The organism is Pseudomonas sp. S4_EA_1b (assembly GCF_016307435.1).
Taxonomy (GTDB): Bacteria; Pseudomonadota; Gammaproteobacteria; order Pseudomonadales; family Pseudomonadaceae; genus Aquipseudomonas; species Aquipseudomonas rhodesiae.
Map to the genome: position 1 here is coordinate 178,974 of NZ_JAEILC010000062.1, position 16,301 is coordinate 195,274.

The 16,301-nt window shown below is 61.9% G+C and carries 13 protein-coding genes; all 13 read left to right on the top strand.

Translation table 11 applies throughout. The features are described from left to right. Positions 1 to 10 precede the first annotated feature (10 nt). From tssE to YA0848_RS20615, 13 genes are read left to right on the top strand one after another with little or no spacing between them, the layout of a single operon-like run. Positions 11 to 412 carry a type VI secretion system baseplate subunit TssE gene (tssE, locus tag YA0848_RS20560; protein ID WP_169903116.1) on the top strand — a complete coding sequence of 134 codons (402 nt, stop codon included), beginning with the start codon at positions 11 to 13 and terminating at the stop codon, positions 410 to 412. Further along, positions 402 to 2,177 (top strand): type VI secretion system baseplate subunit TssF, encoded by a 1,776-nt coding sequence (gene tssF, locus YA0848_RS20565; RefSeq protein WP_169903114.1) that lies wholly within the window; start codon positions 402 to 404, stop codon positions 2,175 to 2,177. Before tssE ends, tssF begins: the two co-directional genes overlap by 11 nt. Beyond that, on the top strand, positions 2,141 to 3,142 hold the full coding sequence (gene tssG, locus YA0848_RS20570) for a type VI secretion system baseplate subunit TssG (protein ID WP_034098300.1): 1,002 nt from the start codon (positions 2,141 to 2,143) through the stop codon (positions 3,140 to 3,142). Before tssF ends, tssG begins: the two co-directional genes overlap by 37 nt. Positions 3,143 to 3,155: 13 nt before the next feature. Continuing rightward, the gene (tssH, locus tag YA0848_RS20575; protein ID WP_184315843.1) at positions 3,156 to 5,723 is read left to right on the top strand and encodes a type VI secretion system ATPase TssH; all 2,568 of its coding nucleotides are present in this window, start codon (positions 3,156 to 3,158) and stop codon (positions 5,721 to 5,723) included. Beyond that, positions 5,720 to 7,255 (top strand): sigma 54-interacting transcriptional regulator, encoded by a 1,536-nt coding sequence (locus YA0848_RS20580; protein WP_169903111.1) that lies wholly within the window; start codon positions 5,720 to 5,722, stop codon positions 7,253 to 7,255. Before tssH ends, YA0848_RS20580 begins: the two co-directional genes overlap by 4 nt. A 55-nt stretch (positions 7,256 to 7,310) precedes the next feature. After that, a complete protein-coding gene (locus YA0848_RS36110) occupies positions 7,311 to 7,442 on the top strand; it encodes a type VI secretion protein (protein WP_080758744.1) in 132 nt (43 codons plus the stop codon). A gap of 17 nt (positions 7,443 to 7,459) precedes the next feature. Beyond that, positions 7,460 to 8,647, top strand: a complete 1,188-nt coding sequence (gene tagH / locus YA0848_RS20585; protein WP_169903109.1) for a type VI secretion system-associated FHA domain protein TagH — start codon at positions 7,460 to 7,462, stop codon at positions 8,645 to 8,647. Positions 8,648 to 8,652: 5 nt separating this feature from the next. Then, entirely contained in the window at positions 8,653 to 9,153 is a 501-nt protein-coding gene (gene tssJ, locus YA0848_RS20590) for a type VI secretion system lipoprotein TssJ (RefSeq protein WP_169903106.1), read from the top strand. Further along, positions 9,140 to 10,468, top strand: coding sequence for a type VI secretion system baseplate subunit TssK (tssK, locus tag YA0848_RS20595; RefSeq protein ID WP_169903105.1), 1,329 nt, complete (start codon positions 9,140 to 9,142; stop codon positions 10,466 to 10,468). Before tssJ ends, tssK begins: the two co-directional genes overlap by 14 nt. Before the next feature lie 5 nt (positions 10,469 to 10,473). Beyond that, positions 10,474 to 11,337, top strand: coding sequence for a type IVB secretion system protein IcmH/DotU (gene icmH, locus YA0848_RS20600; RefSeq protein ID WP_232925147.1), 864 nt, complete (start codon positions 10,474 to 10,476; stop codon positions 11,335 to 11,337). A 15-nt stretch (positions 11,338 to 11,352) separates the two neighbouring features. After that, the gene (gene tssM / locus YA0848_RS20605; RefSeq protein ID WP_184315841.1) at positions 11,353 to 14,733 is read left to right on the top strand and encodes a type VI secretion system membrane subunit TssM; all 3,381 of its coding nucleotides are present in this window, start codon (positions 11,353 to 11,355) and stop codon (positions 14,731 to 14,733) included. Continuing rightward, on the top strand, positions 14,700 to 15,461 hold the full coding sequence (locus YA0848_RS20610) for a PP2C family protein-serine/threonine phosphatase (protein WP_184315839.1): 762 nt from the start codon (positions 14,700 to 14,702) through the stop codon (positions 15,459 to 15,461). Before tssM ends, YA0848_RS20610 begins: the two co-directional genes overlap by 34 nt. Beyond that, positions 15,458 to 16,300, top strand: coding sequence for a serine/threonine-protein kinase (locus tag YA0848_RS20615; RefSeq protein ID WP_169867717.1), 843 nt, complete (start codon positions 15,458 to 15,460; stop codon positions 16,298 to 16,300). The genes YA0848_RS20610 and YA0848_RS20615 overlap by 4 nt, the downstream gene beginning before the upstream one ends. The last annotated feature ends 1 nt before the right edge of the window (position 16,301 follow it).

Consider the following 16,301-nt stretch of genomic DNA (forward strand, 5'->3'; position numbering starts at 1 on the left):
GGAGCCAGGGATGACGCGCAACCAACGCCTTTTCGAGCGTCTTGATCGCTCCGCACCTCACTCAAAATGCTGTGCGAGTTCTGTCGCGGCCCATCTGGGCAAGATGCTCAGCATCCGCGCCGGCAGTGTCCAAACGCTGCCGGATTACGGCTTGCCTGACCTCAACGATATGAACCAGAGCCTGCACGAAACCCTGAGCCGGTCGCGACTACTGATCGAGCGCTTTATCCGGGCCTACGAGCCGCGCTTGCAGAATGTCCTGGTGCGCGCCTTGCCCCGTGATCACGACCCATTGGCCCTGGCCTTTTCCATTGAAGCCACGCTGAGTGTTGACGGTGTCACGAGGCCCGTCACCTTCACTGCGCGGCTTGGCGACGCCGGTCGTAGTGAGGTCTATGCCGATGTCCGCTAACCGCTATTACCAGAGCGAACTCAGCGCGCTACGTCAGTTAGGCCGGCGTTTTTCCGAGCGCAACCCGGCGCTTGCGCCATTTCTGGGAGAGACCGGCAAGGACCCGGACGTGGAGCGTCTGCTGGAGGGTTTTGCTTTCCTCACCGGTCGCCTGCGCCAGAAGTTGGATGACGAGTTACCCGAGCTGACGCATTCGCTGATGCACTTGCTGTGGCCCAACTATATGCGACCGCTGCCGGCGTTCAGCATCCTCCAATTCGACCCGCTGCGACATGCCGGCCCCAGCGTGACCGTTGCACGGGATACACCTGTGGAGAGCGAACCGGTCGACGGTGAGCGCTGCCGCTTCCGAACCTGTTACGCCACTCAGGTTCTGCCGTTTCAACTGAGTGCCCTGGAGTACAACGTTCAGGGCGAGCGGGCGGTGTTGAACTTGCGCTTGGACATGAGCGCCGAGGGGAATTTCAGCGCGTGCGTATTTGACCGACTGCGCCTGCATCTGGCGGGGGACCGGTATGTCAGTCAAGGCCTGTATTTGGGGTTGCTGCGTCATTTGGACGGCATCGAGTTACGACCGTTCGGTCGCGACGGCGTTGGAATCGATGTCGGCAATGGCCAAGATCTGTCGCTGCGAATTGGCGCGCAAAGCGTACAACCCGTAGGGTTCGCTGAAGAGCATGCGCTGATCCCTTATCCGCCCAATACCTTTCGCGGATACCGGCACCTGCAGGAGTATTTCGCCTTTCCTGAAAAGTACCTGTTTGTCGATTTGGTTGGGCTGGATGTACTACAGACGTTGCCGACCGCAGCCCTCCAGCAAACGTGCGGTGTGACGCTGCGTTTTGAGCTGAGCGGTCGTTGCCCGCAACTCCAGCAGCCTACGCTGGATAACGTGAAGCTGTACTGCACGCCCATCGTCAACCTGTTTGAACATGACGCGGTTCCGATCCGCCTGGATGGCAAACAGGATGATTACTTGCTGATCCCTGGAGAATACAAGCGGGGCAATGCCGACGTGTTTTCCGTTGACCGGGTAACCGGGTGGCGCCCCGGAGGGTTGGGGTATCAGGCATACGTGCCATTTGAATCCTTCGAGCACGACGCCAACGAGGGCTCACCCTGCTACAGCATTCGCCAACGCGCATCCGCACATCACGGCGGTCTCGATACCTGGCTGGGGTTTGGCAATGGCATGGGGCAAAGCCAGGAAACCCTCTCGGTCGAGCTAACGTGCACCAATCACAACGTACCTCGGTCACTCAAGGCGGGGGCAATCAACCAGCCCTGCGAACAAACTCCCGAAGGCCTGTCGTTTCGCAATATCTGCGCGCCGACCGAGAGTTTTGCGCCGCCGCTGGATCAGGACTTTCTTTGGCGGTTGATCAGCAACATGTCGCTCAACTACCTGTCGTTGAGCGACATCAGTGCGCTGAAGGTCGTCCTGCAAACCTACGACCTGCCGCGTTACCACGATCGGCAGGCGCAAAAAATCAGTCAGAGAAAGCTGGACGCATTGCGCTCCATCCAGCACACGGGGGTCGACCGATTGCATCGCGGCATGCCGTTTCGCGGCGTGCGAATCGACTTGACCGTCGACGCCCAGGGCTTTTTGGGGCCAGGCGAGATTTTTATGTTCGCGTCGGTACTCAATGAGTTCTTCACGCTGTACGCCAGCCTCAATGCTTACCACGAACTACGAGTCATCAGCACACAAGGAGACGTGTACCAATGGCCAATCCGGATGGGCCAACAGCCCCTGCTTTAAAGCAACTGAGCCGAGTCATCCGTGAGTACTCGCTGTTCCAGGCGATCGCTCGGGTGATCGAGCAGTTGCGCGATGTGCACCCGCTGCTGGATGACGACGCGTTGTATGAGCGCTTGGAGTTTCAGGCCAATCCAGGGTTGGGGTTTCCCGCTCACGATATTGATCGCTTGGAGTTTTTTGTTGAGCAGGGTCAATTGCGCGCCCGTCTTCGCCTCAACGTGTTGGGCCTATGTGGCGCGGGATCGCCGTTGCCTGCGTTTTACGCGGAACAGGCATGCGCCGAAGGGGCTGATGCAACCCGCGATTTTCTGGACCTGTTTCACCATCGATTGCAGCGTCTGATGTTGGGAATCTGGCGTAAATATCGTTACCGCACCTGTTTCGAGACAGGGGCACGCGACGCCTTTTCCGAGCAGATGTTTGCGTTGATCGGTTTGAGGGGCCAGCCGATTCGCGCTGCCGCCCAACTGGACTGCAAGCGGCTGTTGCCTTACCTGGGGCTGCTTGGCTTGCGAGCCCATTCGGCGGCCTTGATCGAAACGGTGCTGCGTTACTACTTCAAGCACAGCCGCTTGTGGATCGAGCAATGGGTTGAGCGCTCGGTGGCGATCGCTCAGTGCCAGACAAACCAGCTAGGCGTCGCCAACAGTGTGCTGGGCCAGGACAACGTGCTGGGCAGTCGTGTCGCCGACCGTGGCGGCAAATTCAGGGTGCATGTGCACGACCTGGGCTGGCAGCGCTTTCACGGGTTTTTACCCACTGGCGCGGATTACCCGCAGCTGTGCTCGTTGATACGGCTGACTGCGCGCGATCCGCTGGAATACGACTTGCGCCTGGTGCTTGCGAAAGAAGAGATCAGGCCGCTGCACATCGGCGAACACAACGTCTGCCGGCTGGGATGGACCAGCTGGCTCGCGCACGACTGTGCTGACGGTGTGCTCATCGTGGCCAGCGACGCACATTAGGGGATCAGCAAAGATGATGAATGTAGACCTGCAACAACTTATCCGCACATTGACCCCACAGGCACGGCGAGATCTGGAGCGGTCCGCCGAGCGATGCGTCACACGGGGTGGCCATGAGGTCTTGGTAGAGGACTACCTATTGGCCTGGTTGGAGCACAGCGATTGCCTTCTGGCACGGGCATTGGCCGACGCGGGTGTCGAGGTCGGCGAGCTGCAAGCCATCTTGCAACCAAAAGCGCAGGCAAACGCGTCACGTAATCCGGTATTCGCCCAGGCGCTGGTGCGATGGTTGCAGCAGGCATCGCTCGTTGCCCACTTGCAATTGCGTCAAACCGAGGTGGACCACGCCGCGCTGCTATTGGCGCTGCTGCAGCATCCGCAGCAGCATGCCGGCTGTGCTTACCAAGAACTGTTGAGCCGTGTGGATACGCAGCGCGTGCTTGAGTTCGTGTCGAGTCGCGCCGTTGAAACCCCGCCTGCATTGGCTGACGAGTCCTGCCTGGCACGGTTTACCCACGATCTGACACGCCAGGCGCAATCCGGGCGCATCGACCCGGTGCTGTGTCGGGATGATGAGCTTCGCCGCTTGATCGACATCCTTGTGCGCCGACGTAAGAACAATCCGCTACTGGTCGGCGAAGCCGGAGTGGGCAAGACCGCAATTGTCGAAGGACTAGCCCTGCGCGTTGTCGGCGGCCAAGTGCCGGAACTGTTGAAGGATGTGCGCGTGCTGACGCTGGACATGGGCATGCTGCAAGCCGGGGCCAGCATCAAAGGTGAATTCGAGCGGCGCCTCAAGGGGGTGATCGACGAGGTCAACGCATCCCCACGCCCGATTATTCTGTTTATCGATGAAGCCCATACCCTGGTGGGAGCGGGAGGCCCGGCAGGTGGCGCCGATGCCGCCAACCTGCTCAAGCCGGCGTTGGCGCGCGGTGAGCTACGCACCATTGCCGCGACCACCTGGTCCGAATACAAGCGTCACTTCGAGAAAGACCCGGCCCTGGCGCGGCGCTTCCAGCCCATCCATGTCGGTGAGCCCAGCGTCGAACAGGCGGTTTCGATCCTGCGTGGGCTAGTGCCGGTACACGAGACCAGTCATGGGGTCTACGTGCGTGACGACGCCGTCGTGGCGGCGGCACACTTGAGTGCCCGTTATCTGGCGGGTCGACAGCTACCCGATAAAGCGGTGGATGTACTGGATACCGCTTGCGCGCGTGCGCGGATCAGCCGGGTTTGCGCGCCTGAGGCGTTGCAGCGTCTGGAGGCGGATCTGGCCGAAGGCGCCCGACAACGCCTGGCATGGATTCGCGACAGGGATGCCGGGGTGCCGGTGGATACGCAGGCTTTGCACGCGCTGGATCTTCGCTTGGCGGCAGTAGAGAGCGAGCGGCACTCATTGGAGCAGCGTTGGCTCGAACAGCGCGCGTGCGCGGAACAGGCACTGACTCTGCGCCGGCAACTGGAGGACGCTCGCCGTGGAGGGCAGGGCGTCGACGCCCTGGAGCAGGCACTTGGCGAACAGAGACGGGCATTGTCTGCACTGCAAGGCCCGCAGCCATTGGTTCATCTTGAGGTTTGCCCACGCCTGGTGGCCGAGGTAATCAGCGCGTGGACGGGGATTCCGGTCGAACGCCTGGCGTTTGAGCACAGTGATGCGGTCACTGGGTTTGCCCAGGCACTGCGTGCACGCATCCTCGGTCAGGAGCCTGCCGTGCAGGCACTGGATCGTAATCTAAGAGCGGTCGCCGCTGGCCTCAATAAGCCCGACGCGCCGGTCGGTGTGTTTCTGCTGGTGGGACCCAGCGGCGTAGGCAAGACAGAAACGGCCCTGGCCCTGGGCGACTTGCTCTACGGCGGTGAGCGCTTTGTCACGACCTTGAACATGTCCGAGTACCAGGAGAAACATGCGCTATCTCGGTTGATTGGGGCGCCGCCCGGTTATGTCGGATACGGCGAGGGCGGCGTGCTGACGGAGGCGGTGCGTCAACGACCATACTCGGTCGTCCTGCTGGATGAAGTGGAAAAGGCCGACCCGGAGGTGCTGAACCTGTTTTATCAGATCTTCGACAAAGGCCTGGCCAACGATGGCGAAGGTCGGGAAATCGACTTTCGCAATACGCTGATCCTGATGACGTCCAACCTGGGCAGCGATTGCATTACCGATCTGTGTTCCGGCGCCCAGCGGCCGGATGCGCAGGCGCTGCACGCAGCGATCTATCCGCTGTTGCGTGACTATTTCAAACCGGCGCTGTTGGCGCGCATGCGCGTATTGCCCTATTACCCGATCGCGGGCGATGTGTTGCAGCAGTTGGCCAGGGCCAAGCTGGAGTGCCTCGGGCGGCGGTTGGAAGCACGCCGGCTGGCGTTCAGCTATACAGCGGAACTGGTCGCGCATATGGCTGACCGTTGCAGCCATAGCGACAGTGGCGCGCGCTATATCGACCAATGGATCGAGACCCATTTGATGCCACAAATGGTCAACCGTCTGCTGGAGGCGATGGCCGTCGGTGAATCGCTGTCGCGCGCCCACGCCGATCTTGACCACCGTGGACAACCGATCTGCGAGTTCAGCCAATGACGGACAATCTCTTTAGCCAACTGCCCCATCCCCTGGCTTATGCCGAAGCATTGTTGGGCTGGTTCACGCGCCTGGGCACCGACAGTGACGAGGCGAGCTTGCCCGAGCTGTGTGCCGCGGCGACGGCGCAGCTTAGCCAGTGCGAACTGAGCCAGTTGTATAAGTACGACGAGACGACGGGTCGGCTTGAGCTGATTGCCCAGCACTTAGCGGGTACCTTGCCGCCAGGCGGACGGCTATGCGGCGACGACGTTCAGCATCAGCCGCTGTTGCAGTATGTCCTCAAGCAAGCCAGCCCTCTGAACCTGGATGACCTGAGTGGTAGCGTTTACGAGAGCGGCTTCTTACCGGCGATGGCGACGCCGTGGCAGTCGTTGTCATGTATACCGCTGTTCGGTCGGCGTGAAAGCCTCGCAGGCTTGCTGTTGTGCGCCAGCCTGCGCCCCAGACCCTTGCAGGACTATGCCCGGTCATTGGGGCAATTGGGCAGCTTTGCGTTGACGCAATTGGGTTTACTGCGCCGCGTGCGTCCTGCCCACAGCCGCGCGGCGAACCAGGTCAGCGCGCGAGCCCCCCAAAGCACTCACGGCCTGATCGGCACCAGCAAAGCGATGGCCGATACCTGTCGTTTGATCGACAAGGTTTTGCAGGCTCCCTACACCGTGCTGCTAAGCGGCGAGACCGGCACCGGCAAAGAAGTGGTGGCGCGCGCCATCCATAGCGCCGGCCCGCGCAACGGCAAGGCGTTCGTGGTGCAGAACTGTGCCGCCTTCCCCGAAGGCTTGCTGGAAAGTGAGCTGTTCGGCTACCGCAAAGGCGCCTTCACCGGCGCCGAGCGCAACCACATCGGTTTGTTCGATACCGCCGATGGCGGCACCTTGCTTTTGGATGAAATAGGCGACATGCCGTTGTCGCTGCAGGCCAAGCTATTACGGGTTTTGCAAGAAGGTGAAATCCGTCCGCTTGGCGCCAGCGCGGCTCATCGGGTGGATGTGCGCATCATTGCCGCGACCCACCGCGACCTGACGGCCATGGTGGCCGAGGGGACATTTCGCGAGGATCTTTATTACCGGTTGGCGCAATTCCCCATCGAGCTGCCGCCCTTGCGCGAGCGAGATGGCGATGTATTGCTGTTGGCGCGGCATTTCGCCGAAAAGGCCTGTGTCGCATTGGGTCGGTCAACGGTGCAATGGTCGAGTGCGGCGCTCGATCAACTGTCCGGTCATCCGTTCCCCGGCAATGTTCGCGAACTCAAATGCCGAGTCGAACGCGCGGTATTGCTGTGTGACGAGAACCTGATCCTGCCGGCGCACTTGTGCCTGGAGCCGAAGCCGGTAGTGCCCTGTGTCGATGCGACTTTACGCCAGCGCCTGGAGCGGGTTGAGCGGGTATTTCTGCTCGATTGCCTGCACAAGAACCGTGGTAACCGGACCCGTACCGCCCGTGAGCTGGGCGTGGCACGTCGCACGCTGCTGTATCGACTTGCGCGTCTGAACATTCCCTGTGGCGATGTGGCGGGGAGTGCTGAATGAGCCGATCAAGAATGTGTTGTCCGACCGCGTACCTGAATTTTCCGGGAGAAACCTGATGCTTCTACGTCCGTGGCAAGCCTGGGGGCTTGTGCTGTGTCTACTGAGCGGCTGTAACGCCAACTACGTTTTTGATGATGCCGATTACCGTCCGCTGGGCGACCCCCAAACGACGCGTCGTGGTCAGTGAGCAAGGAGTGCCGAGCGATGCAATTAGTGTTCGAGGTATGTGACACCGCCAGCGGTGAGGCGTCGCTGCGCAAGGTGTTTGACCGCGTCGGGGGTGTTATCGGTCGTGGCGCAGGATGCGACTGGGTAATTCCGGATGCGACGCGGCTGCTCTCCAGCCACCATGCGTTGATCGGCTATCGAGATGGGCAGTACTTTCTGACGGATGTCAGCAGTAATGGCATTGGCGTGGCAGGCGGCATGGAGCGTTTGAGGAAGGGGCAGGCGCGGCTGATCGCCGACGGCGAGGTCTATCAGCTGGGCGCCTTGGACATTCGCGCGCACTTGCGACCGCGCTGGACGACGCAGGACGACCGGCAGGCGCTGGCCTGCGCCGACACCATTCCAGATGACGCATTTCTTGGACTGGACCCGATGCACGCCTTGGCGCATGAGCAATGGCGCGATGAGTCTTGCGAGGAGCTGGATGCACTGGCGCACAGTGTAGAAACGCCCACCTGTTCGTTTGCCCATAGCGCCGTGGAGCGCGATCACCTGACGGTGCCGAGATGGGCGCAACCTCCCAAGCGCATGCCACCCCCTCCACCTGACCCAAGCGTGCCCGAGCTGCCGGCAGCCTTCTGGGCGCAGTTTGGCGACGCCCTGGGCCTGCGGATGGATGGGCTCGATAGCGTGGCCTGCGAAGCGCTGGCGATCAAAGTGGCGGGCCTGTTCAAACAAACCGTCGAGGGAATGCAGCAATGCCTGCGCACTCGAGATGAGCTGAACAATGAATTGAACCTGGGCGCAGCCATGCCTGGCTTTAAAAGCCATAACCCGCTGAAAGACTGCCTCGATACCCAGGCGACCATAACGGCATTGCTGGGCGCGGGCGAGCTGGGTCAATTGTCCGCCGAGTTGGCGCTGGCTCAAGCCTGTCGGGAGATGCAAGTCCATCAGTTGGCGTTGGTGGTGGCTTGTCGAGCGGTGGTGCGCGGCGCGCTCGCGGCGTTCGCGCCGAGCCATTTGATGCTGTGCTTCGAGCGAGAAGGGAAGCCGGCCAGGTTCACCACCGACGGCGCGTGCTGGCGCGCCTATCAGCGTCACTACCGACATCTGGTCGATGAGCTCCCCCTGGATGAACAGCTGTTGAATAACGATTTTTCCAAGGCCTACGAGGAGCAGGTGCGCTTGGTTTCCACGTTGCATGCGGCGTACCCAGGATGAGATTTATGTATCGAACCTTTATTGCATTGATGCTGTTGGCGCTGAGCCTGTCGAGCGGTTGCAGTCATGTGGGACCGTTTTCAACCCTGACCAAATTGGACCTGACATTGACGGCCGGCGAAGCGCTGAATCCGGACTTGCACGGTCGGCCTTCCCCCGTGGTGGTGCATCTGCTGGAGCTGCGCCATCCGGTCGCGTTCGAAAATGCCGATTTCTTCAGCCTGTATGCCCGAGCTGAACAAGCATTGCCTAAGGACTGGGTGAACTCCGAGGAGCTGGAACTACGCCCCGGTGAACAGGTGGCGCTCAAACTCAGCATCGAGCCACAGAGCCGTTATGTCGGCGTGCTGGCCGCTTATCGGGATTTGCCCCATGTGCAATGGCGGCTGGCGTTGCCCGTGGCCCCGCAACAGCGCACGCGTGTCGAAGTGATGTTGGACGAATCGGGTATTCGTCTTGTCGATCCGTTCGCCAGCCGGTCGGGGAACTCAAATGCAGGCCTATAAAGTCATCTGGCAGGAAGGCATGCTGCTGCGTCCTCAGCACTTGCAGCACAACGACCGTTATTACCAGCAGCAACTCAATCAGACACGCCTGATGGGCTGTGACGGTTGGGGATTCCTGACGCTGCACGTCGATACCCAGCACCTCAACCTGGGCAAGGTGGTGCTTACCCAGGCCAGCGGGATGTTTCCCGACGGCAGTCTGTTTGCATTGGACAGTGCCGACGAGCCGCTGGTATTGCAGGTTCCCGTCGGTGCCGGCGGTCAGGCCGTGTACCTGGCGTTACCGCTGGCGATCGGCAATCAGGTCGAAGCGCGGCTCCCGGAGCATGGCGACGTGCTGGCGCGGTATGTCAGCTGTGAACTTCAAGTCGGCGACTCCAACGCGGGTGCCGATTCGCGCTGCCAGATCCATTGCGCGCGCCCGGACCTGCGATTGGTGTTGGGAGAGCAGCGCGATGATCCGCTGCTGGTGAAACTCCAGGTGGCCCAGGTTGTGGAATCGACGCGGGAAGGGGGCGTGACGCTGGATGCGGATTTCGTACCGACCTTCCTCTATCTACAGCGTTCTGGCTACGTAGCGTCGTGCGTCAAGGAGGTGATCAGCCTACTCGCTACCCGGGGCGATGCGATTGCCGCGCGCGTCCAGGGCAATGGCGGATCGGCGGGCGCTCAGTTGGGTGACTTCCTTATGCTGCAATTGATCAACCGTACGGAACTGCTCTTGCATCACTACTTGAGCCAGCCCCAGGTCCGTCCAGAAGCGGTGTATCGCCAGTTGCTGTCGTTGCTCGGCGAGCTATCGACATACGGCACCGATAACAAGCGCGCGCAGTCGCAGGGGCGGTACCGACATGACGACCAGGGTGAGAGCTTCCGAAGCTTGATGGACGGCATTCGAACGGCGCTGTCGCGGGTGCTGGAGCAGCATGCGACCCAGCTCGCGTTGCAACCGCGTCAATACGGCGTGCTGGTTTGCCCGGTCAGCGATCTCAACCTGCTGGGTTGCGCCACCTTCATTCTAGCGGCCGAGGCCCAGTGCGATTCGGAAGAACTGCGCCACCGTCTGCCGGCGCACCTCAAGATCGGCCCTGTGGAGCGCATCCGTGAGTTGGTCAACCTGCATCTGGCGGGTATCAAGCTCAAGCCGCTGCCGGTGGCGCCGCGGCAGATCCCGTTCCATGCCGGCAAAACCTATTTCATGCTCGATCTCAGTGCCCGCGACATCACACAGCTGGAGCAGTCGGGTGGCTTCGCCTTCCACGCCAGCGGCGAGTTCGCAGGACTGGAACTCAACTTTTGGGCCATCAGGAACTGAACATCATGACTATGGACAGTGAATACCCGCAGGACGAAAAAACCGTCCTGCTAGACCGCGAGGGCCACCAACCGGCACAGGGGGCGCTGACGGACTTCCCAACGCCTCCGCGCTTCGAACAGCTGGAAGACCGCATGATTTACTCGGCCGCCCTGCAGGGCGTGCAGAGCTTCGATATAGGGCCCAACACCTTGGTAACGGCGGCCTGGGAACTGCTGTCCCAGGTGGTACAGCTCAAGGCCAGTTCGGGCCGGGAGAGCTTGCAGAGCCTCAACGATCGATTATCGGCGGGGGTTTCGGCATTTGAAATGCGGGCCTCCCATCAGGGGGCGGAAAAGAGTCAGGTCATGTCTGCCCGCTATGTGCTGTGCAGTGTGATTGACGAGGCGGTGGTGACCACGGCGTGGGGTGCCCGCAGTGACTGGTCGACCATGAGCCTGCTGAGCCGTTTTCATCAGGAAACCTTCGGCGGCGAGAAATTTTTCCAGTTGCTGGAGCGCTTGTCCCGCGATCCGATCAAGCACCTGGCCATGCTTGAACTGATGTACCTGTGCTTATCGATAGGGTTCGAAGGCCAGTATCGCGTCATGGAGCGTGGAGCGGCGCAACTGGAAGCGGTACGCGATGGTTTATATCGACAGATCCGGCACGTGCGCGGTGAACGCCTGCCGTCGGCGGCGTCGGTTGAGCCTGGGCGAGCAGGCGACACACCGTTGCGGATGATCTCGGCGACCTGGGTTGTTGTCCTGACCGTCGCCTGCTTGCTGGTGGTGTACTCCGGGTTTGCCTGGGTCTTGCGCAACGAGCGCATGACCGTCCTGCAACCCTTTCAATCCGTGGCGCCGGAACAGACGCGGACGCCGATGTAACGCTGGGAGCAATCAATGAACGCATTCTTCACGGGCGTGGGCAGAGTGCTGCGCAAGAGTTGGGTCTGGAGCCTGCTGCTGGTGTTATGCCTGGCGGCGCTGGTGTGGTGTTTCGGGCCGTTGTTGGCGGTGGACGATTATCGGTTCTGGCACGGGGCCACGGCACGTCTGCTGAGCATCAGCGTGCTGTTTCTGCTATGGGGCCTGGTGATGGTGGTCGTGGGAGGGCGGCGCGCGGCATGGCTCGACAGGCCGGACCACCAGGCGCGACATCAACGTCAGGTGTTGATCGACCAAGAGCGGCGGCAGGTGCGCGGGCGTTTCAAGGAGGCGTTGCAGACCCTGAAAACCTCACGCTGTTACGGGGAGCGTGGCGAGCGTTGGCGCAATGACTTGCCCTGGTACCTTCTGATCGGCGAACAGGGCAGTGGCAAAAGCCAGTTGTTGGCCGCCGGCGGCGTGCGGTTTCCGCTCGACCGCAGCGACACACCCTCAGGCACGACCGCCTACTTTGATTGGTTCCTGGCTGATGAGGCCGTGATCGTCGAAAGCGCCGGGCGCTATCTGACGCAGCCCGATGGTGAAGTGGACGAAGCAGGCTGGGCGACGTTGCTGGGCTTGCTCAAATCGCGGCGCCGGGCACGTCCTCTCAATGGCGTGGTGGTGACGCTGGCGGTGGACACCTTGCTCGGCGGCAACGAACACGACTTGGATCTGCATGCCCGCCATGTGCATGCGCGCTTGCAGGACATCCACCAGACGCTGCATATGGATGTGCCGATTTATCTGGTGCTGACCCAGGCTGACCGCTTGCCGGGGTTTGCCGAATTCTTCGATACGCCTCAGGGGGGCAGCGCCCAAGCGGTATTGGGAGAGCGTTTGCCCGCCAGTAAAACCGGTACCGAGATGGCCCAGGTACGCGATGCCTTTGAAGCCTTGCTCAAGCGTCTGGGCACGGAGCTGATCCCGCGATTGCACCAGGAGCGCAGTGCCGAGCGGCGCGGCGTCATGCTTGATTTTCCTCGGCAGGCCGCGCGAATCGCCGAGCGGTTGTGCCTGTTTGTGGAGTCCGGGTTCTCGGCTCATCGCTTCCAACGTATCTATGGACTGCGTGGGTTCTATCTGACGAGTGCGGAAACCGCTGGCAGGCGCGGCCATTTTGTTCAAGGTTTGTTCAAACAGGTGATTTTTGCCGAGGCCGGCCTTGCGGGGTTGCAGACCCCGGAGCGACGTCGCCTCCATCTTCGTCAGGGCTTGCTGATATTGGCGGCATCAGGGGTTGTGGTCGGCAGCGGGGCATTGTGGGCGCACAGTTATTCGGCCAATCATCAGCGCCTGATGCAACTGGCGCAGCTGATCGCGCCTCACCCCCCGGCGACACCAGGTTCGGACGCCACTCTGGCGTTGCTACCACTGCTGGACAGCCGGCTGGCTGCCACCCAGGTGTTTCCCGCGGTGACGGATGCGCGCCGGAACGAACGGGCCGGGCTGTATCAGGGCGAGATCAGTCGCCCGGTGTTGGTGACGGCTTATGAGGACGCGCTGCGCCAACAATTATTGCCCGAGGTCGCGGCGTTGCTCGAAGCGCAGGTGCAGGCCACGCTGAACGACCGCGAAAAGTTGATGGACAGCCTGCGGGCCTACCTGATGCTCAGTTTGCCCGAGCGTCGGGACGCGACCTGGCTGGCCGAGCGCGTGGCGGCTCAGTGGGCTGCGCTATATGGCGGGGATAGCTCGGCGCAGAACAGGCTGAACGCGCATTTCTCATATTTGCTTAGGCTATCTTTTGAATCGCCGTTGAATGCCGAACGGGTGGCAGCGGCTCGCCAGGCCCTGCGCGGAGAGTCGCTGGCGGGTGTGATCTATCGCGTATTGCGTGATCAGGCCCGCAATCTGGAACCCTATCGCTTGGCGGAGGGGGCAGGGGTGACGGCGGGCGAACCCCTCATTCCGGGGTTCTTTACCCACCAGTACGTGCAGCACTTTGAAAAGCAGGGCTCGCGTCTGGTCAATGGGATTGTCCAGGACAACTGGGTTCTCGGGGAGGGTGGCGATCTTAGTCCGATGGATATGCGGCAGTTGATGCAGGAGCTGGAACAACGCTATTTCAGCGAGTACGCCGATACTTGGAGCCGCGCCCTGAGCCGCGTCCGTCTGGAACCGAGCGAAACCCTCCGAGAGCATGTCGATACACTCGCGGGCCTCTCCTCAATGCAATCACCGCTAGTGCGTTTGTTGCAGCAGGTGCATGAGCACACGCGTTTTCCGACGGCTCATGAGCGCCTTGGTGGCGTACAGCAGGCCATCGAGCGCGGTACCTCGACTCAGAGCGAGGCTGCCGCAGGGCTGCTTAGCGGCCTCCAGGCGCAGGCCGTGCCGGACTCCGCTCGCCGTGCGTTGCTGCGTCGCTTCGAGCCCTTGCACCAGTTGCTGGATGCCGAGCGCAACCCCGACGGCGAATGGTTGCAGGCCTTGCGGCTGCTCCACGAGTGGCACTTGCAATTGGTCGCCCTGAACCGCGAAGGGGCGACGGAACAGGCGGCGTTCAAGTTGGTCAAGCAGCGCATGGAGGGGCAGCAGCCGCTGTTAGGCCAACTGCGCGACAGAGCGGCGCGCCTGCCGCTGCCCCTCAAAGGCTGGCTCGAAGCTATCGCTGACGACAGTTGGCGATTGCTGCTCGATGATGCGTATGTGCACGTCAATCAGCGTTATCAGAGTGAGGTCTATGGCTTCTACGCCAAGGCCATCCAGCGTCGATACCCCTTCAATGCGCAAGCCGCGGGCGAGGTCGCGCTGGGGGATTTTCAGGAGTTTTTCAAGCCAAGGGGCGCCATGGCGCGTTTTTACGAGACCTACGTGAAGCCTTTTGTAAGCACCGAAGGCAGCCGCTTCCGGCTGCGCGGCTTGGATGGCCGCAGCCTGCCGATGTCACGCTCGTCCCTGGAGCAACTGGCCAAAGCTCAACTGATTCGCCTGGGTTTTTTCAGTGAGGAGCAGGGCGAATGGGCCGTTCGTTTCACACTGGCACCCTACAGCCTGGACCCGACGGTTAGCCGCGCGGTGTTGCGCATCGGCGATAAGCAACTGGAGTACCGCCACGGTCCGATCGTGCCGACGACGTTCCATTGGCCTGAAGAGGCAGACAACGGCCGCAGCAGTCTGGTGCTGGAGCGTGGCGCCCAGCGGCCGTTCGGTATCGAGAAAAACAGCGGGCCCTGGTCGTTCTTCCGCTTCTTGGATCTGATGCAAAGCGAGCCCGCCAATGGCCGCAATGCCCAGGTACTCAAGGCCGATCTTGCGGGGCTGCGCGCCAACTTCCTGCTCAGCAGCGCACGCCACCCGGGCCCGTTCCAGATGGCGGCATGGCGCACTTTCCGTCTGCCGGAGCAGTTGTGAGCCAACTGCGCGACCCGTGCCGCAGCGCCGGGCGCACCGAGCGAGGCAGGACGCGTGCGCGCAATGAGGATGCATTTCTCGATTGCCCGCAACACGGTTGCTGGGCCGTGGCCGATGGGATGGGCGGGCATCGCGCCGGTGATGTGGCCAGCCAGTGGGTGATCAGCAGCCTTGCCGCGCTGCCGCGCCAGAGCAATTTCGACCAGCGGCTCGATGCCGTGCGGCATTGTCTGCGGGCACTGGACAGTCGACTGGGCCGAGGGTTGCCCCCCAATGCAAGCGCGCCGTACGCAATCATGGGCAGCACGGTTGTGGCGTTGTTGCTGGAGGGCAATCGGGCAGCCTGCGTCTGGGCTGGGGACAGCCGTTGCTATCTGTGGCGCGGGCAGCGCTTGTATCAGCTATCGCGAGACCATTCCTTGCAGCAGCAACTGATGGACACGCAACGCTTGACCCTGCAACAGGCGCAGTCCCACCCGGCAGCGAGGTCTCTGACCCGTGCGCTGGGCGGGCGGCAACCGCTGATTCTGGAAGTGTTGGAGCTGTGTACTCGTCCTGGCGATGTGTTTTTGCTTTGCAGCGATGGTTTGTATCAGGGCCTCGGCCATGACGCCTTGGGACGTGCGCTGAGTAGGGGCGCACCCGGTCAGGTGGTGGATCGGCTGTTCACCGAGGTGCTGCGCGGGCCGGCAGCGGACGACTTGACGGCCGTGGTGGTTCAGCCATGACCGCCGGGGTGGGGCCGACTGATGTGCTGGCAGGGCGTTATCAGCTTGAGCGCGTACTGGGTTCCGGCGGCATGGGCGTGGTCTATCGGGCTCGCGACCTGCTGCATGAGGCGTTCGGCGACGCCAACGCCTGGGTCGCCCTGAAACTGCTGGGCGAGCCATTGGCCCAGTCCCCGGATGGTCATGTGTTGCTGTACAGCGAATTCGCCCTGACCCGCAGCCTGCGCCATGAGCATGTCGTGCGGATGTTCGCCTTCGACGTCGACACCGTCCGTGAAGTGGCGTTCTTCACCATGGAGCTGTTGCAGGGAGTGACCCTCGATCGCCTGCTGTTGGAGTGTCCGGAGGGTTTGCCGTGGAGCGAACTGCAGCCTCTGGCGCTGCAGTTGTTAGATGCCTTGAGCTACGCCCACCGGCAGGGCGTTCTGCATGGCGATGTAAAACCGGCGAATATCCTGTTGGGCGACGAGGGGGTGCGTCTGTTCGATTTCGGCCTGGGCCACGGCAAGGCGCAGGAAGCGGCGGGGTTGCCTGGTTTGAGCCGTAGCCGTCTGAATGCCTGGACGCCTGCGTACGCGGCACCGGAGCTGATGGCGGGTGGGGAACTGTCGGCCTTGGCTGACCTGTACGGCGCGGCTTGTGTCGTCTATGAACTCGCCCAGGGCCGCCGTTCGGCGCCACGTCAGCCCGACCAGCCGCTGCCGAGACCGCGCGGCTTACCCAGGCGGTGTTGGCCGGCGTTGCGCTCGGCCTTGCATTGGACGCCGGAGCAGCGAAAGGTCACGGTGGCACAGCTGCGCGAGGCCATGGCCGGCGTCAGACGGTGCTGGTTCGTGTAGT